The organism is Nodosilinea sp. AN01ver1 (assembly GCF_050565655.1).
Lineage (GTDB): Bacteria > Cyanobacteriota > Cyanobacteriia > Phormidesmidales > Phormidesmidaceae > Nodosilinea.
Map to the genome: position 1 here is coordinate 1 of NZ_JBNXVS010000004.1, position 18,747 is coordinate 18,747.

Annotated in this window: 13 protein-coding genes and 1 pseudogene; 7 read left to right on the plus strand and 7 right to left on the minus strand. The window is 60.0% G+C overall.

The annotated features are described in order from the left end of the window. Positions 1–1,643: pseudogene (locus ACQ4N7_RS05215) on the minus strand (alpha-mannosidase); the annotation flags it as partial. Between the two features lie 57 nt (positions 1,644–1,700). Between ACQ4N7_RS05215 and ACQ4N7_RS05220 the strand changes: the two are divergent. From ACQ4N7_RS05220 to ACQ4N7_RS05240, 5 genes are all read left to right on the plus strand, one after another. Next, positions 1,701–2,951, plus strand: coding sequence for a hypothetical protein (locus ACQ4N7_RS05220; protein ID WP_430710558.1), 1,251 nt, complete (start codon positions 1,701–1,703; stop codon positions 2,949–2,951). A gap of 145 nt (positions 2,952–3,096) precedes the next feature. Continuing rightward, positions 3,097–3,213 carry a photosystem II reaction center protein I gene (locus ACQ4N7_RS05225; protein WP_106870448.1) on the plus strand — a complete coding sequence of 39 codons (117 nt, stop codon included), beginning with the start codon at positions 3,097–3,099 and terminating at the stop codon, positions 3,211–3,213. 275 nt (positions 3,214–3,488) lie between these two features. After that, entirely contained in the window at positions 3,489–5,738 is a 2,250-nt protein-coding gene (locus ACQ4N7_RS05230; RefSeq protein WP_430710559.1) for a DUF3769 domain-containing protein, read from the plus strand. A 118-nt stretch (positions 5,739–5,856) separates the two neighbouring features. Beyond that, on the plus strand, positions 5,857–6,621 hold the full coding sequence (locus ACQ4N7_RS05235; RefSeq protein ID WP_430710560.1) for a hypothetical protein: 765 nt from the start codon (positions 5,857–5,859) through the stop codon (positions 6,619–6,621). 117 nt (positions 6,622–6,738) lie between these two features. After that, positions 6,739–7,215: a hypothetical protein gene (locus ACQ4N7_RS05240; protein WP_430710561.1), complete on the plus strand. Its 477-nt coding sequence runs from the start codon at positions 6,739–6,741 to the stop codon at positions 7,213–7,215. A 118-nt stretch (positions 7,216–7,333) separates the two neighbouring features. Here ACQ4N7_RS05240 and ACQ4N7_RS05245 read toward each other — a convergent pair whose 3' ends face one another. Next, positions 7,334–8,656 carry a glutamate-5-semialdehyde dehydrogenase gene (locus tag ACQ4N7_RS05245; RefSeq protein ID WP_430710562.1) on the minus strand — a complete coding sequence of 441 codons (1,323 nt, stop codon included), beginning with the start codon at positions 8,654–8,656 and terminating at the stop codon, positions 7,334–7,336. Positions 8,657–8,873: 217 nt separating this feature from the next. Between ACQ4N7_RS05245 and ACQ4N7_RS05250 the strand changes: the two genes are divergently transcribed. Beyond that, positions 8,874–9,533, plus strand: a complete 660-nt coding sequence (locus ACQ4N7_RS05250) for a cofactor assembly of complex C subunit B (RefSeq protein WP_430710744.1) — start codon at positions 8,874–8,876, stop codon at positions 9,531–9,533. Here the strand turns inward: ACQ4N7_RS05250 and ACQ4N7_RS05255 are convergent. After that, the gene (locus tag ACQ4N7_RS05255) at positions 9,514–10,638 is read right to left on the minus strand and encodes a THUMP domain-containing class I SAM-dependent RNA methyltransferase (protein ID WP_430710563.1); all 1,125 of its coding nucleotides are present in this window, start codon (positions 10,636–10,638) and stop codon (positions 9,514–9,516) included. The two genes, ACQ4N7_RS05250 and ACQ4N7_RS05255, sit on opposite strands and share 20 nt — an antisense overlap. A gap of 288 nt (positions 10,639–10,926) precedes the next feature. Here ACQ4N7_RS05255 and infC point away from each other — a divergent pair, with 288 nt between their 5' ends. Continuing rightward, positions 10,927–11,397: a translation initiation factor IF-3 gene (infC, locus tag ACQ4N7_RS05260; RefSeq protein WP_275331732.1), complete on the plus strand. Its 471-nt coding sequence runs from the start codon at positions 10,927–10,929 to the stop codon at positions 11,395–11,397. Between the two features lie 102 nt (positions 11,398–11,499). Here infC and ACQ4N7_RS05265 read toward each other — a convergent pair whose 3' ends face one another. The 4 genes from ACQ4N7_RS05265 to ACQ4N7_RS05280 form a co-directional block, all read right to left on the minus strand. Next, complete coding sequence (locus tag ACQ4N7_RS05265; RefSeq protein ID WP_430710564.1) at positions 11,500–11,877, minus strand: response regulator; 378 nt, start codon at positions 11,875–11,877, stop codon at positions 11,500–11,502. Then, positions 11,874–14,690, minus strand: a complete 2,817-nt coding sequence (locus ACQ4N7_RS05270) for an ATP-binding protein (RefSeq protein ID WP_430710565.1) — start codon at positions 14,688–14,690, stop codon at positions 11,874–11,876. Before ACQ4N7_RS05270 ends, ACQ4N7_RS05265 begins: the two co-directional genes overlap by 4 nt. 72 nt (positions 14,691–14,762) lie before the next feature. Then, the gene (locus tag ACQ4N7_RS05275; protein ID WP_430710566.1) at positions 14,763–17,276 is read right to left on the minus strand and encodes a response regulator; all 2,514 of its coding nucleotides are present in this window, start codon (positions 17,274–17,276) and stop codon (positions 14,763–14,765) included. A gap of 256 nt (positions 17,277–17,532) precedes the next feature. After that, positions 17,533–18,693, minus strand: coding sequence for a site-specific integrase (locus ACQ4N7_RS05280; RefSeq protein ID WP_430710567.1), 1,161 nt, complete (start codon positions 18,691–18,693; stop codon positions 17,533–17,535). Between the last annotated feature and the right edge of the window lie 54 nt (positions 18,694–18,747).

The window sequence follows — 18,747 nt, forward strand, 5'->3', positions numbered from 1 at the left end:
GTGGGGGGATGAGGGGATGAGGGGATGAGGGGATGAGGGGATGGGGAGTGACTGCTTGTAGCTTTGGGAGGCTTTGCATCCCTATCCGCAGAAGGCTGGGTGAGAGTGTCGAATAGGGGAGCGGCGTGGTTGAAGGTGAGGGTGGGGAAGAAGGGGGAGTTGGCCCAGCGTCGGGCTTTGAGTAGCATGTCGCGGGTGGGGCCGCCGCCGTGGTCGCCGACGCCGGGCAGCCAGAGGGCACTGGTGCAGCCGGTGTTGGCTTCCCACTGGCAGGCGTACTGGGCCATGGCCACGGGGTCGATATCGGTGCCGATGGGGGGTAAGGTAACGCCAGTAATCTCGCTGCCGTCTGGCCCTTGCCAGGTAAACAGGTCATGGGGAAAGGGGTTGGTATCGTTCCAGCGCAGCTTCTGGGTGGCGAAGTAGCGAATGCCGCCCTGGATGAGGAGCTGGGGCAGCTGCCAGCAAAAGCCAAAGGTGTCGGGCAGCCAGGCGATCGCGCTGATAGCCCCAAATTTTTCGGCACAGTACCGCTGGCCGTAGAGCATCTGGCGGGCGATCGCCTCGCCCCCCGGCAGGTTCAGGTCGGGCTCCACCCACAGCCCAGCATCAATGGCCCAGCGCCCGGCCTTCACCTGCTGCTGAATGGTGGCGAACAAATCAGGGCGATACTCTTCGAGCCAGGCAAAGAGCGCTGGCGACGAGTGGCTAAAGGTGAGTTCAGGAAAATCATTTTGCAGGGCCAGCACCGAGCGAAAGGTACTTTCGGCGGCTTGCCAGGTGTCGGCCACCGGCCAGAGCCAGGCCAAATCGAGGTGGGCGTGGCCTAGACAGTGCATCATGCGCTGCTTTAGCCAGGGGGAGAAATGAGCCAGGGAGGTTCGCAGGGCGAGCAGGGATTGATGGAAGCGATCGCGCGCTGCACACGCTTTCTCTTGCAGAGACGCTCCGCGAACGCGCTTTTCTCGGCGATCGCAATCCGCTTCAGCAGCCGAATTCGGCACAGAATCGCCGATCGGGCTCCAGTCAATACGGCTTAGCGCTCCCGTCACGTAATCGAGCTTTTCGGGCTCAAACTGGGCCAGGTAGGTGGCCAGCACCGCCACCTCATCGGCCACAAAGCCCGGTTCCGGGCAGTTGCCCTCGACTGTTTCAAACACCAGCTGCGCCTGCACCAGCGCCCCGTCGTCATGGCCAGGGCTGAGCAGCTTCAGGGAGACATCCACTGTTTCTCCTGGTACAACGCGATCGCTGAGTACAATGCGCGTCCAGCAGTTAAAAATATCCCCCGCCTGAACATGCTGGCCATTGACAAAAATATCGGCCTGGTTGGCCCACCACCGCAGCGCCAGCCGCGCCGTCAGCCCCTCCAGGGGGTAGCCGTTGAGGTCGGTGGGCCAGGTAAAGCGCTGGTGCAGCCACAGGGGTACGTTGCCTCGGGGCCAGGTAATGTAGCTGCGATCGTCGAGGGTGGCTAAGGGCCAGATTTGCCCAACATCCCCATTGGGGATGGTCTGCATCTCCGGCAGGGAAAAACTCTGGTGCCAGCTATCTCGCACATCCTTCTGGCTCAGGGCACGCAGGCGATCGAGGGCGTCTAAAATCGACTGCGGCAGTACGGGGCGAACGGTGGCGAGGGACATAGCTCCGGTATGATCAAAAGCAATCCCCCCAGTTTAGGCAGAAGTGTAGGCAGAGTTATGGCCACTTCGTCGCGCCCGTTTCAAAGCCAGACCGTAGCTCGCCTAGTGGCGGGCTATCGACAGATGGCTCGCGGTGCCGGGCACTGGCTGCGGCAGGGGCGCACGGCGGCGGTTTGGGGGCTGCAGGTGGCCGTTTACCCCCTCTACGTCGCGGTGCAGGGCTTGAGAATGGGTTACCGGCAGCTGCGAGCCGCCCATCCCTGGCAGCCGCTGTGGGCGCAGGTTAGCGGCAAACAAAGCCCGGAGCTGGTAGAGGCCGATATGCCTATTCGCGCTCTGTTGTCTATCATTCAGCCCCCGGTTGTGCAGGCTTCAGCAAGACCACCGCTAGGGCTAAGTCTGGTCAACCGATATGGTCAGTGGCTCAGGCAGTCGCGGGCCGGGGCCGTGCTCACCCCTGGTCGGTGGCACCTGATTCCATTTCAGGCTCCCATTCGCGGCATTGCCTCAGACCTAGCAACTCGGCAGGTGGTTCTGGTCACCGTCGATAACGACATCTTTGCCGGGCTAACCAGCGATCAGCGTCAGCGGTTACAGCAGGCTATGGTGCTGATGCTGGCGGAGTATAGCCGCCTGCGCCGTCGCCACGCCCTAGACCACACGCTTCAGCAGCCCTGGCTGCCCCTGCCCGAGCCTAAACCTGCCGCCCTACCGCCCCTGCGCTGGCTGCCGGTGGCCTTGCGCTGGCTGCAAACCAGCCCCCTGGCAGCCGCTACCAGCCTGTTTGGCGAAGCCAGACAAGCTCAGGCAATCGCCCAACGCTGCCCGATGCCTACCGCCCCCCCCGCCACAGCGCCAGCCGTGAGATTCGACCCTGGGGCTAGCTTGCGTAGGGGCATTCCAGGTTACCGATCACCTCAGTTGAATGGCACACCAACCCTTAAACATCTTCCCGCCAGCCCATCGAAAACCGAAACCGCAGCCCTGACCATAGCTCCCTCCCGGGCCGTAGTAGAGCATCTGTCATCCCCACTGGGTATCGCTGAGGCACAGGGGGCGCAGACCGCGCTACGGCCAGCCACCGCTACAGGCAGCGTCACCGTTTCAGCGGCGCATTCACCTGCCCTGGGCACACAGCACAGCGACCAGCGGCAGCTTGTTGCTAGCAGCGCCATAGAGGCCCAGGTCACTCAGGTCGACTACATCGACGCGCCGCTGGTCGCTGTGCTGCGGGGTTTAGACTGGGTGCTCTACGTGATTGAAACCTGGCTGCGCGGCCTGTGGAGCTGGCTGAAAAAGCAGTGGTAATGCTCAGAGCATTTAGATAGGCGAGCGTTTGGCGATATGATAGTGCAAGCTTAGTCCTGCGCCGAAGCTGTTTCTACCGAAGAACGCTGATGCTGTTTGGGGCAGGTCTGGGGCCTACTCTGCTAGCGGTTTGGAGACCTAACTCATGCTGACCCTCAAGATTGTGGTTTACCTCGTGGTCACGTTTTTTGTGGCCTTGTTTGTGTTTGGCTTTTTGAGCGGCGACCCCTCCCGCAACCCCGGTCGGCAGGATATGGACTAGGGCCTGGACATGGGTTACATCCGCAAACGTGGGCTGCTCGCACAGGCTAGCGATCGTCAAGTCAACGACCTGGCTCAGCCTGTCGCCTTTAACCCCTGCGGAACTTAAGACCTTTCAGTTGGTCTTTAGTCTGGCGGCAGTTAACTAAGCTGTCGCCAGATATATATAGGTGGACGGTTCACGCTAGTTTCAGTTTGCACTGGCATTTAGCGGTTAACCACAGCCTAGTTGAGCCCGCGAGTCGGGCTTTGTTTTTGCTTTGGTAATGCCAGCCCATGCCTCTGCCGCCGATTTTGCCCTCTGTGCCGCCGTCCCCGCAGCTGGCTGAAGTCGTGCTGGCGTCGGCGACTATTCAGGCGGGTCAGCCTGTAGAACCTGGCTCAGCGGTGGTTGAAAACCAGTCTTTAGAGGCGATCGCATCTACTCAGCCCGTTGCTCCTGGCCCCATCTACCTGAGTCAAGCTGACCTGCTGCTTCCCCTGGCCCAGATTTCACCCGCCCCTGGGGCTCCTTCCGACACAGCAGAGCCGTTGCACCCAGGACCGCCAGACACAGAATCTTTAGAGTCTCCCCCGTCAGAGAGTAACTCTGATGCCCCATCTCCTGAGCCAGAGCCAGAATTGGACGCCGAGGTTTCCCCAAGTGCTCCGCTAGAGGCATCGCCAGAGACCGCGCCAGAGGCACAGCCAGAGACCGCTAACTCAATTTTTCTGCGGGCTGATCAACAGGTTTTTGAGCCTGTACGGCAGATTGTTACCGCCAGCGGCGACGTACTGGTGCAGTTTGGCACCGGCCAGCTGGCCGCCGATCGCCTGTGGGCCAATTTGGCCAACCGCTACCTGCGGGCCGAAGGCAATGTGTTCTTCAACCGCAACGACCAAATTATTGAGGGCGAAACAGCGACCTATAGCCTGCTGCAGGGGGCAGGCACCATTACCGAAAGCCGTGGCGAGCTGGAGCTATCAACCCTAGATGATGACTTTTCCACGCTGCCGCCTAGCCCCGTTGCTGGCGCGCCCCTCGACTATCGTCTTCAAAGCCAACCCACCATCTCCCAGGCTACCAGCCCCGGCGGTATTGCCCTGGCCACGGGCGACCCTAGGCTACTGCTAGGGGGTGAGGGGGGCAACATTGAACGGCTGCGGTTTGAGGCCGACCAGGTTTCCTTTGATGCCGATGGTTGGTATGCCGAGGGCGTTCGGCTAACCAATGACCCCTTTTCGCCGCCCGACCTGGAGTTTAGGGCCAACACCGCCAGGCTCACGCCCATCAACGAAGTTCAAGAAGAGCTGGTTTTTGAGAACCCCCGGCTAGTGTTCAATCAGGGGCTGAGCATTCCACTATTTAGAAATCGCTTTGTGCTCACCCAGGGGCAGCTGCCAGCCGATGCCTTAAACCTTCTCCCCGCCGGCATCGGCATTGATGGCCGCGATCGCGATGGGCTCTATGTTGAGGCCCCCATACCGATTGGCGGCATAGGCTCCTTCAACGTGACTCTTGCCCCTCAGTTTCTGGTCTCGCGCTGGCTGGGCAGCTCCAACTACAATATTGCTGACCCCGCCAACTTTGGCCTGGCCGCCAGCATTAGCGGCGCTCTAGGCCCGCGCACTACCGCCAGAGGCACCCTCAGCCTGGCCGGCTTTGACTTGGCTAACCTGAGCGATCGCCTGCGGGCCAGCTTTCGGGCACAGCGACTGGTGGGTACCCACCGGCTTAACCTTGAGTACAGCTACCGCGATCGCCTTTTCAACGGCTCTTTAGGCTTTCAAGATGTACAGAGCAGCCTCGGGCTGCTGCTAGAGTCGCCCAATATTGCCCTGGGTAACACGGGCCTCAACCTCAACTACCAGGTTTCGGGGCAGTACGTTACCGCCAACACCGATCGGCTGGACCTGCTCAGCCCAGGCGAAACCATTGGGTTGGCAAGCCTCTTTCGATTTCAGGGCTCGGCTGACCTCAGCCGCGGCTTTTTGCTGTGGCAGGGGCAGCCTCTACCTGCGACCCAAACCGAAGGGCTGCGCTACTCACCTCGTCCTCTGGTACCCAACCTGGTGCTGGGGCTCGGTCTGCGCGGAGTTGCCACCTACTACAGCAGCGACGACCTGCGAGAATCGCTTGAAGGGAGAATTTCTCTAGCAGGACAGCTTGGTCGGCTCCAGCGCAACACCTTCGACTACACTCAGTTCAACATTGGCTTTAGCCACAACATCTTTGGCGGGGCCACCTCTCCCTTTCTCTTCGATCGCCAGGTTGACCAAACCGTGCTGTCGGGCGGCGTTATTCAGCAGATCTATGGCCCCTTTTTGGCGGGTTTTCAAGCCGCTATTAACCTAGACAACGGCCGCATCATCGACAGCAATCTAATCTTTGAGTATCGTCGCCGCGCCTACGGTTTGCTGTTCACCTACAGCCCCAAGCAAGAGACCGGCTTTTTAGGGTTTCGCATTAGCGCCTTCGACTGGGTAGGGCGCACCGCCCCCTTCGATGCTGCCCCCGGCACCCCCAGTGATGTATTGGTGCAATAGCCGCCCGTTAACGGTAATAAACCTTACGATGCTGGCCGCTGCCTCGGCTTATGATTAAGCTAAAAGAAAACCCTTTTTAATCCGTGGCCGATGTGGGTTTAACGCATAGGCATTCACTATGATTCAATCTAGCCATATTGCCGACATTGAGGCTGTTCATCAGCTGCTGACCAGCTACAGCTTTGAGGTCGAATCTTACCAAACCAAGGCCATAGTAGCCGACTGGCTAGCCGAATTTGGCCCCGTTTGGGTCAGCCACGCCATTACCGAGGCCCTTTATCAGGGCCGCTACAAACTTATTTCTATCGATCAAATTCTCAAGCTCTGGCAGCGCCGGGGGCAGCCCATTCGTCACTTCAACCGCGAGTTTGAGTCCATTATTTTGGGTCAAACGCTGCTTTATCCCACCGGCTATGGCGATAGGCCCGAGCCGTCTACGCTGCGCCGCCCAGCGGCTCCAGAGACCACGCCTGACCCACCATCCGCTCCAGAACCAGAGTCAATCGCTGTAGAACCCACCCAGGCAGAACCTGATCAGGCAGACCTAACCGACCAAGATCCCGCTCCAGCCGCCCAGGATACCCCCAGCGACTCTAACGCAGCGAGGGTGCTCAAGACTGTAGACGAGCCTCCGGTGGCAGAAGACTCTGCTGCTGGCGAAGAGCAAACCACCCTAGCCGAGCCCCTAAGTCACGACGCGCCTGGGAATAGCACCACCGCCGACGGGCCTGACAGCACGGTTCCCAACTTTCGCCCGGTCGAATCCGATGGGGCCTCGCGATGGCCGCAGATCGAGGTCATTCAAACGTTTGTGCCCCGGCGCGACGAGTCAGAGCTGCACGAGCGGCTGCGAGCCGTGGTGCAGGGCGGCATGCGAGAGTAACTTCCAGACCGAGCGACCAAATCTAGCTAGCGACTAAATCTAGCTAGCGACTAAATAGTGCATAGCGAGGGTAGCCAGGTAACGTATACTATGGAATAGTACGCATGGCCTAGCACAATGGTTCAATATACCCTGGCCCAGAGTCCAGATGTTGTTCTGACAGTATCCGGCAAAGATTCTCGCAAAGCCCGTGAAAAGGCGCTTGACCAGCTCATGGCCCTGCTCGATGAGGGAGCCCTTCCTACCGCCCTGGCAGACGGCTTTAGCGCCGAGCAGCTGGTCGAAATTCAGGCTACCACCACCTCAGCCGCCGTGCAGCAGCAGGAAGACTCTGTCGTCGAGGCCATTCAGGTGCTAAACCAGCTGGCCACCCTCAAAGTGAAAGTGCAGGCTAGCCGAGACGAAGCGCTGGAGGTGCGGCAGCTCGTGGATCTGCTGTTTACTGACGACCCCATGAGTGAAGAACAGCTCACCGAGCTGAAAGATGGCTTTAAAGTGCTCAAGTCGTTTGCCCAGAGCAATCTGCGTTTTAAAGAAGCCCGCGCTCAGGCAGAGGAGGCTCGCCAAATTCTCGATCAAGCGCTGGGGAGCTAGGGACTGTCGTCAATTAACTGTTGATGCTTGAGAATCAGCGGTTACAGCCCCCAGCCTGGTTTTTTGTACGCGGCCGCGCTGGTGAGATAAGGACTGTAGCAGCAATCAACGACGCGCCCTAGGGCAAATCTCGATGGGTAAAGGGTTTAGCCTCGCTGCCGCTGTAGGTGGTCGAGACATGGCCATCGCCCACCAGCTGGTACTTGTAGGTCACCAACCCCTCTAGACCCACAGGGCCACGGGGCGGCATTTTTTGGGTACTGATGCCCACTTCAGCTCCAAAGCCGTAGCGAAAGCCGTCGGCAAAGCGAGTCGAGCAGTTGTGGTAGACCCCGGCGGCGTCGACGCGATCCATAAAGTAGGCGGCGGTGGCGGGGTTGCGGGTGACGATCGCCTCCGTGTGGCGCGACCCGTAGGTATTGATGTGGGCGATCGCGGCCTCCAGCGACTCTACCACCCTGACCGACAGCACCAGGTCGCTGTACTCCGTACTCCAGTCTTCTTCGGTGGTCGGCACCAAGTACGGCACGATTTCACGGGCCTGCTCGTCGCCCCGCAGCTCGACCTGGGCCTCTCGCAGAGCGGTCATCAGAGTTGGCAGAGCTTCAGCGGCAATATCCTGGTGAATCAGCAGGGTTTCGATCGCATTACAGGCCGAGGGATAGGCGGTTTTGGCATCGATGGCAATGGCGATCGCCTGCTCCAGGTCGGCCTCGCGATCGATATACAGGTGGCAGATGCCGTCGGCGTGACCCAGCACCGGAATGCGGGTGTTCTCCTGCACGAACCGCACAAAAGCATTGGACCCGCGCGGAATAATTAGATCGACGTAGCCATCCAGGTCGAGCAGGGCGCGGGTTTCTTCGCGGGTGGTGAGCAGCTGCACCGCCGCCGGGTCTACTCCCGCCTGCTCCAGGCCCTGTTTAATCGCCTGCACCAGCGCAATACACGAGCCGATCGCCTCTTTGCCCCCCTTGAGAATCACCGCGTTGCCCGACTTAATCGCCAGGGCCGAAATTTGGATGACGGCGTCGGGGCGCGACTCAAAAATTACCCCTAGCACCCCCAGGGGCACCGATACCCGCTTCAGCACCAGGCCCTCGTCTAGCTCGCGGTGCAGCTGCACAATGCCAATCGGGTCGCTCAGACGGGCCACATCGCGCACCCCGGCGATCGCCCCGGCCAGCTTCACCCGGTCGAGCTTGAGTCGTCCGTAGAGGGGCTTGGCCAGGTTGTTGGCCTCTGCTGCCTCACAGTCGGCCTTGTTCGCCATCACAATATCGCTGGCACGGGCTTCTAGAGCGGCGGCTACCGCTTCAATGGCGCGGTTTTTGTCGTCAGCAGAGAGGCTGGCCAGGGTTTGGGCCGCCTGGCGACTGGCGCGGGCGATCGCGAGCAGCGGTTGGGCAGCGGTATCTTGAGGCAGGGAAAAAACAGTCATGGCAGCACAGAGACGACCGATACTCTTAGTTTACTGTGTGACCCTGGCGATCCCTAAATGAGTCCTCTGACCTCTTAGCAGGCCGTAGAACTGTGCCCCGGGTAGCCCCTGGTCCAAATCTCACTGCTCTGTCATCGTCCCCCACGCCCTAGAATTGGGTAAGAGCCCAGTCAAGAAGTGTTTCTAAACCATGGCGGAAAGCCCAGTGGCGCAAAAGATGGCGCAAAACGACCCAAACCGAGTGCTGCGGCTGTTGCCGCTGGTTGCCGGCGGCCTGGGGGGCACCCTGCTGCTGCTCAACCGCGTGCTGACCCCCGCCCTGACCGAGTCGCAGGCGCGATCGGACGTCATGGGCGTGATTTTAAGCGCGCTGCTCATTTTGACGGGTCTGCTGTGGCAGCGGGTGCAGCCGATCGCCCCAGAAGCCGTCATTTTGGCGGGCGACGAGGGGTTTGAGCTAGACGACGCTCTCCCCGACGAGATTAAGACCGAGCTGGCCTGGGCCTCTCACCTGCTGCTGACCAACACCGTCACTCGTTCTGTCGTGGTTTACCACCAGGGGAAGACTCTGCTGCGACGCGGTATTTTAGCCGCCAAAGCTGAGGTTACCCCCGGCCCTATTTTGCAGCGGGTGCTCGAAACCGGCAAAGCCGTGTACTTAGTCAAACTCAGTATCTATCCGGGTCGAGTCGAGTTTGACTACCTACCCGAAAACACCCAGGGCGTGATCTGCCAGCCCATGGGCCAGGATGGGGCACTGATTTTAGCCGCCAATGCCCCCCGCAGCTACACCCGTCAGGACGAAGCCTGGGTGGCAGGTATGGCCGACAAGCTGGGCCACAGCTTAGATCAGCTGCTCAATAGAGCTCATACTTGAGCCACTGGCAGGGCAGGGAGCCGTTGTATACGGCCACCCGCTGGGCCGACTTCAGCCCAATGTGCTGAGAGAGTGCCTTGTTGCCGCTGAGCACAAAGGCCGTCCAGCCCTTAAATCGCTGCTTCAGCACGTCGCCCAGTAGCTTGTAGAAGGCTCCTAGATCTTCGTCAGCCCCCAGCCGCTCCCCGTAGGGGGGGTTGCAGAGCAGATAGCCGCTGTCGGCGGGGGCCTCCAGATCGGCCAAATCTTCGGCCCAAAAGTTCATTTGCTCGGCCAGGTCGCAGCGCTGAGCATTGATGCGGGCCTGGTGAATAACGGCGGGGTCGCGATCGCACCCTCCCACCCAGGTCCCCAGCTCTAGCTGGCGGCTCGCTTCGGCCTCCTGATAAAGCTGATCCCACAGCTCGCCGTCAAAATCGGGCCAGGTGTGAAAGCCAAATTCTTCTCGAAATAGGCCAGGGGCCATGTTTAAAGCCATCAGGCTGGCTTCCAGGGGCAGCGTGCCCGACCCGCAGAGGGGGTCGAGCAGGGGCACATCTCCCGACCAGCCGGTGAGGCTAACCAAGGCGGCGGCCAGCGATTCTTTGAGCGGCGCGGCCCCGACCGCAGGGCGGTAGCCACGCCGATGCAGGCTGCTGCCCGAGCTGTCGAGGCTGACGGTGCAGGTATCGGCCTGCAGGTGCACGTTCAGCCGCACCTCAGGGTGCTGGGTGTCGATGGTGGAGCGATCGCCCCAGTGCTGGCGCTGCTGGTCGACCACCGCATTCTTGACCTGTAGGGCGGTGAAATGGGTGTGGTTGAGGCGGCGATTTTTGCCAGTGGCATCGACGGCAAAGGTAGTTTCGGGCGGTAGGTAGGGTCGCCAGTCGATCGCCTGAATGCCGCTATAGAGATCGTCGGCATCGCAGCAGGGGAATTCGGCCAGCTTGAGCAGCACCCGAAAGGCCAGCCGCGACCACAAATTGACCCGGTACAGCAGGGCGCGATCGCCCTCGAAGGCCACCCCGCAGAACCCCGGCTCGACCTGCTGAGCCCCTAAATTTTTCAGTTCGGTGGCGGCTAAGGCCTCTAGCCCACGGGCGACGGTAGCGAAATACGTGGCCATCGGGCCTCCTCTAGACATGTTGCGTAAAAGTGTTGCGTTCTGCCCTTGGCTAGATGACCTGGAGCGGCGGATCAAACCCAGGCTTGATAAGGCATTTACCAATTTGTTAAGACCGGATATTTAGACACAGCTCTGGCCCAAAAGCTGAGCTATTCTATGATTATCTTGATGGATAATACCCTTGCTGGGTGTATGGCTGCTCGGCCAAAGCAGCCCCCAGGGCATCTCCGCCCTGGCCATTGGCCGCCTGTCGAGTTTTGAGAGGAAAGACTTATTTCTAAGACGCAACTGGTAAATCGGCAAATTCGCTCACCCCAGGTGTTCCTCATCGACCAGGAGAACCAAAATCGGGGTCTCATAGATACTCGTGAGGCACTCACGCTAGCCGAGGATGCAGGGCTTGACCTGGTGGTGGTTTCTAACGGCAAAGATGCCCCTGTGGCCAAAATTTTGGACTACGGCAAGCTTCAGTACCAGCAGAGTAAGCGGCAGAAGCAAAGCTCCAAGCCGTCTTTGAAAGAGGTCAAGCTGCGCCCCAATGTGGGTGAGTCTGACTACCAGCTCCGCATTCGGCGCTCCATCGAGTGGCTCTCGAAGGGAGACTCGGTTAAGTTTTTGGTGCGCCTGCGCGGACGTGAGCACCAGCACCGCGATCGCGCTGGAGAACTGCTCGACAGAATCGTGAAGGACATCGGCGACGCCGGTAAAGTTCAGGCCCTTGACAAAAAGGCCCTGGTCCTCATGATTACCCCCGCATAAGGGCAAACCCGCGCAGGGAGAAACGGTTTTGGCCCCTGCTGGAGGTGGGTATTTATCTGTGTGCCCCGGTTCAGCGGCTCGATAACCGATCATTAATCTAGCTCAGGTGGCCCAGCCTAAAATCTGGGCCACCTGTTGCCACACCGTGACGGGGTTAAAGGGTTTAGCAATTACCCCAGCTACGCCCAAAGTCGCAAACCGCTCGCGATCGCTGGGCAAAACTTTGGCCGTTAGCAAAATGACCGGTATGGATCGGGTCTTGGGGCGAGCCTGAAGCTCGCTATATACGGCAAGCCCGTCGATATCCGGCATCGACACATCTAGCAAAATCGCGTCCCAGGGCCAGGCAACCGCCTTTGCTACACCGGCCAGGCCCGAGCCCGCACTGTCGGTTTGCCAGCCGCCAAACTCCTCTAGCGACAGGCAAACCACCTCCCGAATATCCAACTCGTCGTCAATGACTAAAATACGTTTGCTCATACCCCCTTCAGCGGCAGGGTGAAGTAAAACGTGCTCCCCTGAGCGAGCTGGCTCTCCACCCAAATTTTGCCGCCGTGCTGCTCAACAATCTGCTTGCAGATCGCCAGCCCCAACCCCGTACCGCCCCGCTGGCGCGAGTCTGACACATCCACCTGCTGAAAGCGCTCAAAAACGATCTCCAACCGATCGGCCGGAATACCCCGACCCTGGTCTTGAACCGCCACCCGCAGAAATTCTGGTAGAGATTCAAGCGGTGCTTGCCCAGCTTCGCCATTTGGTGGGGCAACCGTCTCTGCCATCAGCCAGATTTTACTCCCCGGCTCCGAAAATTTGATCGCGTTGCTCAGCAGGTTGGTGAGCGTTTGCACAATCGCATCGGGGGCCACCATGACCGTAGCGTCAATGGGCCTTACCCGCAGCTCTACACCGGCCTCTACGGCGATCGCCTCTACGCCACTGGCGGCCAGAGCCATCAGGTCAGCCATGGGGTAGGGCTCTAGCTTGAGGTCTATGCGGCCCGAGGTGAGCCGCTCTAGGTCGAGAATGTCATTGACCAACCGAATCAGCCGTTCGGTGTTATTGAGCGCCATATGCAGCATTTGCCGGGCCTTTTGGGGCCGATTTTGCAGTACTCCCGTCTCTAAAATGCCCAGAGCACCGCGAATAGCCGTTAGGGGCGTCCGCAGCTCATGGCTCACAATAGAGATAAATTCATCCTTGAGTCGGTCGATTTTGTGGCGATCGCTGATGTCGCGCACCACCACCAGTACCTCATCCTCCGTGACCGGAATAATCCGCGCCTCTTCGCAAAAGACCTGACCCTGATGCAGAAATTCGTACTCCTGACGCTGAATGGTGCCCGTAGCCAGAGCCTGTTCCACACAATGCTGACGCTCTTGGGCGATCGGCCGGGGCAGGTTGTCATACATAGTGGCCGTGTAGGGCTGAGCGGTGTCGCCAATCCAGTGCACAGCTTCCAGATTGTAGATTTCTCGCGGCAGGCCGTCGCGCCCCAGCCGCATGAGCAAATCAGGAATGGCGTTAATCAGCGCCTGCTTGGTAATTTCACTGGCGTACAGCGAGGCCGTTTGCTCGGCCACCTGCTGCTCTAGCTCGCGCTGGTAGTTGGCCCGCAGCTGCTCAGCCTGACGCCGTTCGGTAATGTCTTGAAAGGTGTTGATCGAGTAGATCACCTGCCCCTGGCTATTGAACACCGGAATTGTGTGCACCTCCAACGGAATCCGCCGCTCGCCAGTATCGACCTCAATGTCGTCAATGTCGGCGGTTTCTCCCCGCAGTCCTCGCACCACCGGCAGTTCGTCCGTAGGGTAGAGATCCTCGCTACCGGCCCGATAGAGGCGATAGGTTTCCGCCAGCTGCTCAGCATTGGCCAGGGTAATGCCATTGACCAAAAGCTCTTTACCCTTAGCGTTGAGAAACAGCATTTGCCCGGTCTGGTCGTGGACGCTAAGCGCTACAGGCACGCCGTTGAGAAAGGTGGCCAGGGTGTTTTCGCGATCTTTGAGGTTCTGAAACGACCCCACCAGCTGCCCCACCATATGGTCGAACCCCTGGCGCAGCGCCTCTACTTCCTGAATGCGACTGGGCTGAGTGGGGGGCACTACCGCCATGCCGTTGGTAAACGCCTGGGTAGCCCGCTGGAGCGACAGAATCGGCTGGGTAATGTACCCCGCTGTCCATAGACCCAGCCCAATCGACCCCATCAGCGCCAGAACGCACAGCAGCCCTGTCCGAGCGACATTGGCATAGATGTTGACCATAAACTCTGAGGTGGGGATGACAGTGACTAAAATCCAGTTCAGTTCTCCCCCCAGGGGCGTTGCTTTGACAAAATACCGCTGGTCTTCCAGCCGCAGTTTTGCAAAAGCGGGCGTCTGGATCTGGTTTAGGGCCTGGTGCTGCTCTACCAGGGTTTGGGCGACAGCGCGAGTCAGTCGGTTACGGCTCTGGGTCACGGACATGCGGCGGGGTTGCACAGCGACATTTTCAGCGTGGTCGGCCTTGGCCTGAAGGTCAAAGGGCACTTCGCCGGTAGAGGTGGCGACCAGGTCGCCGTTGGGTTCTATCAAAAACAGCTGGCCCCTCAGCCCAGCCGCTCTGCTTTGCATAAAATTGCCGAGCTCTGTCAGCGACACGCCAGTGCTTATCACCCCCGCTGTCTGCCCCGACTGGTCAAAAATTGGCATAAACCGCACCATGACCAGCTGCGGCTGCTCAGCCCCCTGGCTGAGAGAGACCACCAGACGCCAGAGCCCTGCGGGAGATCGCTGAGCAGCGCTGTACCACGGATCGTCAGGGGGATCGCGCTGAGGGTCGTAGTTAAACCGGGGCGAATCTAAAGCGGTTAAATTTTGCCCGTCGCGATCGATGCGATAGCGGTAAAGGGCTCCGTCATTGCTCGTGATGTTACGGCGGCGCAGGATCAAATCTCCATTGGCTAGACGGGCAACATTTAAAAAAGCGCCGGTCTGGTTGGCCATAGCCAGCCCCTCCAGCTCAGAGAAAAGCTGAAGCTGTTGAACAAAGTGCCCCTCTAGAGCCGCTAAACGGGTGCTGCTAAACTGCCCCTGCTGCACCAGATGGGCATTCACGGTGGTAATCAGCTGAGGCGTTTTGAGGTAGCCCAATAGGCCTTCTTCAACCCGCTGGCTGGTTTCAGCCATGAGCTGGCTGGCCAACGCCTGCACCGCCCGCTGACCGCTGCGATACGACAGGTAGCCCACCACCCCAGTAATGCCGATAATCTGCAGCAGAAAGGGAACAATCAGCAAATTTCGCAGGGAGAACTTCATGTCGAGGGTGGTTTAGTTCAATGCCGTAGCGAAAGCATCAGCTCAGATGACTCAGAATCAAATGAGCCCCAGTCAGCAGATGGGATAGAGGCAGAACGTGTTGCCGCCTCGTACTTTGGCGTCTTGCAGAGCCTGATCGGCGGTTTTAAGCAGGTGATCGCTCGACAGCGTTTTGGTGGGCGTGGTGCCCCCAATGCCCAGACTGAGGGTAATGTGCTTGGCGGTGGCCGCAGGGCAGGGGATTTTTAAGTCGCTAACCGCCTGCTGCATGCGCGAAACGACCCGGAGCGCGCCATCCAGGTTGGTGTTGGGCAGCACCACCGCAAACTCTTCATCGCCGCAGCGGGCCACCAGATCGATATTGGGGTTGACGGTGCGATACAGGGTGCGGGCAATGCGGCGCAGCGCGACGTCTCCGGACTGCTGGCCGTAAATCTGATAGTAGGTTCGCAGGTGGTCAGGACTGCACAAAATGAGTGAAATAGGAGCCTGATCCTGGCGGTGGCGCTCCCACTGCTGCTGCAAAAAGGCGTCGAAATGGGAACTGTTGGCCACCTGCGTGAGGGAGTCGGTGGTGTTTTGCTGATCCCAGTAGAGGGCCTGGCGGTGGCTCATTTGCTCGATCTGCTGGCGCAGCCGCGATCGCTCAATTCGGCTCAGCACCCGCGTCACCAGCTCTGGCCCCACAATCGGTTTACCAATCAGGTCATCGCCCCCCGCTTCAAACACTTGGCGCACAGTGACCGTATCGGGATGGGCCGCCACCATTAGAATGGGCAAGTTGCCAAAGCGCGAGTCTTGGCGCACCACTTGACACAGGTCGATACCGCTAAAGGTGGGCATTTCAAGGGCCAGCAGCAGCAGGTCGGGCTGGGTTTGCCGCAGCACCTCCCAGAACTGGCTGGGGTCGTCTAGCTCAGTGACCTGTAGTCCCCAGGGGGTGAGCAGTTCGGTAATGGCCGCGCAGGTCACCGGGTCGTTATCCACAACCATGACCTGCGACTCGGGGGTCTGGGCATCGGGCAAGAGCTGATCGAGGCAGTCGAACACCTGACGCGGAGTGGCCGGGGCCACCAGGTAGCGATCGCCCTGTAGTCGGGCCACCTGAACGCGCTCCTCCAGGCTTTCGTGGCAGGTTAATACCATCACCGGCAGCCGCGGGTAGCGATGCTTCACTTCCCGCAGGGGAGCCAGCTTCTCGGCCAGGGCCACCCCCTGATCAAGGGTAATAATCACCGCCTCGGCCTTACCCTGGGCCAGCACCTGCATGAGTTCGGCCAGGCTAGTAGCGCGATCGAGGTGCCAGCCCCAGTCAGCGGCGTCGGCCTGCAGCCGATTGAGCAGTTCGGGCTCCACCGACAGCGCTACCCCCCAATGGCGGGGCGCTGGGGCAGTACTGGCCGCGCTATTGGCGACCAAATTGGGCGTTTGCTCTGGCACCCGTTCTAGGGGGTTAGAAGTCAACGTCAGGGTTTGTTTCAGGGCCAGCAGCGATCGCGAGAGCTGGTCACTCTGTTCCGCCTGCAGATCGCAATCGCCTAACAGGCGCTCAATCTGGCGAGCATGGGTCGATCCGTCCTCGTAGCCAAAGGTGCCCAGCCCGCCGGCCAGGCGGTGGGCTTCGTCCTGAGCAATGACGCGCTGTTGAGGGGGCAAGTTGCCCGCTTGCAGCGATCGCACCGCCGCCTCCACCAGCGTCAGCCGCGCCTGTAGCGAGGCCTGAAACCGAGCCGCGATCGCCTCTAACGCCTGGGGTACCGCAGCCCTCTCGGCCGCTACCGCCACCGACGCTAGCCCCTGTATCTGTTCAGCTTGAGCAGAGGCAGAAGATCGGTTAGGCCCATGGTCTCCGTTGAGCCCACCGACGTCATTGCTCTGGGACGGTAAAGCTGCCGCCACCAGCGTTGGGGGCACGTCACGCAGGCGATAGCCTAAGCCGTACACGGTCTGAATCACGTTTTCAACCACGCCGCTGCGCTTGAGGCGGTTGCGCAGGTCTTTGACCAGGTTAGTGACCGCCCCCTCGGTAGGCGAGTCGTCAATGGTCCACAGGTGGTCGAGAATAGTGCTACGACTAAACACCCGCTGCGGATGGCGCAAAAACAGCTCCAGCAGGCTGTACTCTTTGGGGGTTAGGGGCACCACCTGGCCACCATAAGTAACCTGGGCCAGGGTAGGGTCGAGGCACAGCTGGCCCCACACCAGCGATGGAATCATCGCGGCCCGTGCCCCTCGTCGCAGCAGAGCGCGAATGCGGGCCAGCACCTGCGACACCTCAAAGGGCTTGGTCACGTAGTCGTCAGCGCCAGCATCCAGCCCGGTAATCACGTCCTCGTCCCCAGCCTGGGCCGTGATCATCAAGATAGGTGTCGAGACACCCTGCTTCCGCAGCTGGCGGCACAGGCTAAGGCCATCCAGGCGCGGAATATTGACATCGAGCAAAATCAGGTCGTAGTTCCACAGCGCCGCCAGCTCCTGAGCAGTAATGCCATCAGCAGCCTGTTCAACGGTGTAGCGGGCCGCCGTCAGGTGAAACACCAGCAGATCCCGAGTGGCTAGGTCATCCTCAACAAGCAAAATTTTCATGGTGAGGCACATCCCTAAGGTGTCGATGGCATCGTGGGCCTAGGATGGCGCAGAGTTCCTCAACAGAGCCAACGCGTCGGCCTGCCTAGGCCTTGCCCTAGGCGCAAACTACCCTGTGATGTTTCTTAGCATATCGTTAAGCTTCCATCTTCTCTACCCAAAGTGGCTTGCATCTGCGGCAAGAGTGCTAGCAGCCAGGTCGCTTGGCGGTGTATGCCCAGCTCAACTGGCGGTTGCCAGGGCACATTTACCGCTATCAAGGGCGGTTTCGCAGGGCCGTCTGCACGGCCTGGCGCTGATCGCGGTGAGTAATCCAGCGGTGGTAGGTGCGGTTGTGAATAGCAACCGAGTGACCCATCATGCGGGCCGCGACTGTATCGGGCAGACCAAAATGGATGGTGCGCACCGCCCAGGCGTGGCGCAGGTCGTAGGGCGCAAAAGGCACTCCGTAGCGCTTAAACTGAATCGCCACCTGCTGGCCCACCCGCTGAAGCGTCGTCGTGGTCAAATCGGTATTGATAGGCGGCAGTTGGCCCTGGCGCAGGCCAAAGCGATCGATCCATTCGGGGTAAAAAGGCCAGACATCATGGAGGCCTGTTTTAGTGGTTTCGAGTACGGTAATACGGCCCTCAGGGTCGCCCTGACGCAGTTCCTGATAGTCGCAGAAAAACACCTCGTGGTTACGCAGGCCATAGGTGGCCATCACCCCATACACATAGCGCCAGGCCGGGTTAGGGATGCGATCGCACCACTCGACAATCACCTCGTCGGAGGGCAGCAACCGTCGCTGGGCCTTGCTGCTGCCGTACTGGCCGCCCAGCTTATCAATATCTTCAGGCAGCGCTATCCCCTGAAACTCAGCAAAGGCTTTCAGGGCCGTACAGGCCACCTGGCGGCTGCGCGAGTGGGACGGCAGAGCTGCGAGCGTGGCGACAATTGCGGCGTCTAGAGCCTGTCGCGGCTGCTGTTCGACCTGGGCCAGCAGCTTTTTGAGGTAGGGAGCATAGGCCTTCTCCCAGGTGGTCTTGCGCGAGGCCAGGGCGGCGGCACCGGGGTCAGACTGGGCCAGCATATGGGCCTCAAACCGAGTGATCCGCTCGTCTAGGGGCAGCTGGTCGAGCTGAAGTGCTGCGGTCTGAGGCAGATAATCAGCCCAGCTGAACCGCCGCTCGATCAGCTGGGCAGCAATCACCTTGGCCTCGCGCTCAATCTGCTTCAGCCCGGCGGCGGTAGCGGGCAGCTTGAGGGGAATGCGCTGCTGGTAGGGGCGGGTCTTGGTGCTGTCGGGGCGGGGCGGCAGGGTGCCCCGCAGGCTGAGGCGATCGCCCCGGCACTCCACCTGTAGCCCCAGGCGAGCCGCTTTAAAACGGGCGTTTAGCGCTGCGATCGCGCGATCGAGAGAGGCAGAGACAGCCATCGGGGTCGGAAACCGTTCATCCAGCTTGTAGAATATTGTCAGATATGAGTACCT

Coding starts and splice junctions, on each gene's coding strand:
- ACQ4N7_RS05280 (WP_430710567.1), bottom strand. CDS start 18,693: ATGGCTGTCTCTGCCTCTCTCGATCGCGCGATCGCAGCGCTAAACGCC.
- ACQ4N7_RS05230 (WP_430710559.1), top strand. CDS start 3,489: ATGCCTCTGCCGCCGATTTTGCCCTCTGTGCCGCCGTCCCCGCAGCTG.
- ACQ4N7_RS05245 (WP_430710562.1), bottom strand. CDS start 8,656: ATGACTGTTTTTTCCCTGCCTCAAGATACCGCTGCCCAACCGCTGCTC.
- ACQ4N7_RS05275 (WP_430710566.1), bottom strand. CDS start 17,276: ATGAAAATTTTGCTTGTTGAGGATGACCTAGCCACTCGGGATCTGCTG.
- ACQ4N7_RS05250 (WP_430710744.1), top strand. CDS start 8,874: ATGGCGCAAAACGACCCAAACCGAGTGCTGCGGCTGTTGCCGCTGGTT.
- ACQ4N7_RS05235 (WP_430710560.1), top strand. CDS start 5,857: ATGATTCAATCTAGCCATATTGCCGACATTGAGGCTGTTCATCAGCTG.
- ACQ4N7_RS05270 (WP_430710565.1), bottom strand. CDS start 14,690: ATGAAGTTCTCCCTGCGAAATTTGCTGATTGTTCCCTTTCTGCTGCAG.
- ACQ4N7_RS05265 (WP_430710564.1), bottom strand. CDS start 11,877: ATGAGCAAACGTATTTTAGTCATTGACGACGAGTTGGATATTCGGGAG.
- ACQ4N7_RS05255 (WP_430710563.1), bottom strand. CDS start 10,638: ATGGCCACGTATTTCGCTACCGTCGCCCGTGGGCTAGAGGCCTTAGCC.
- ACQ4N7_RS05225 (WP_106870448.1), top strand. CDS start 3,097: ATGCTGACCCTCAAGATTGTGGTTTACCTCGTGGTCACGTTTTTTGTG.
- ACQ4N7_RS05220 (WP_430710558.1), top strand. CDS start 1,701: ATGGCCACTTCGTCGCGCCCGTTTCAAAGCCAGACCGTAGCTCGCCTA.
- ACQ4N7_RS05240 (WP_430710561.1), top strand. CDS start 6,739: ATGGTTCAATATACCCTGGCCCAGAGTCCAGATGTTGTTCTGACAGTA.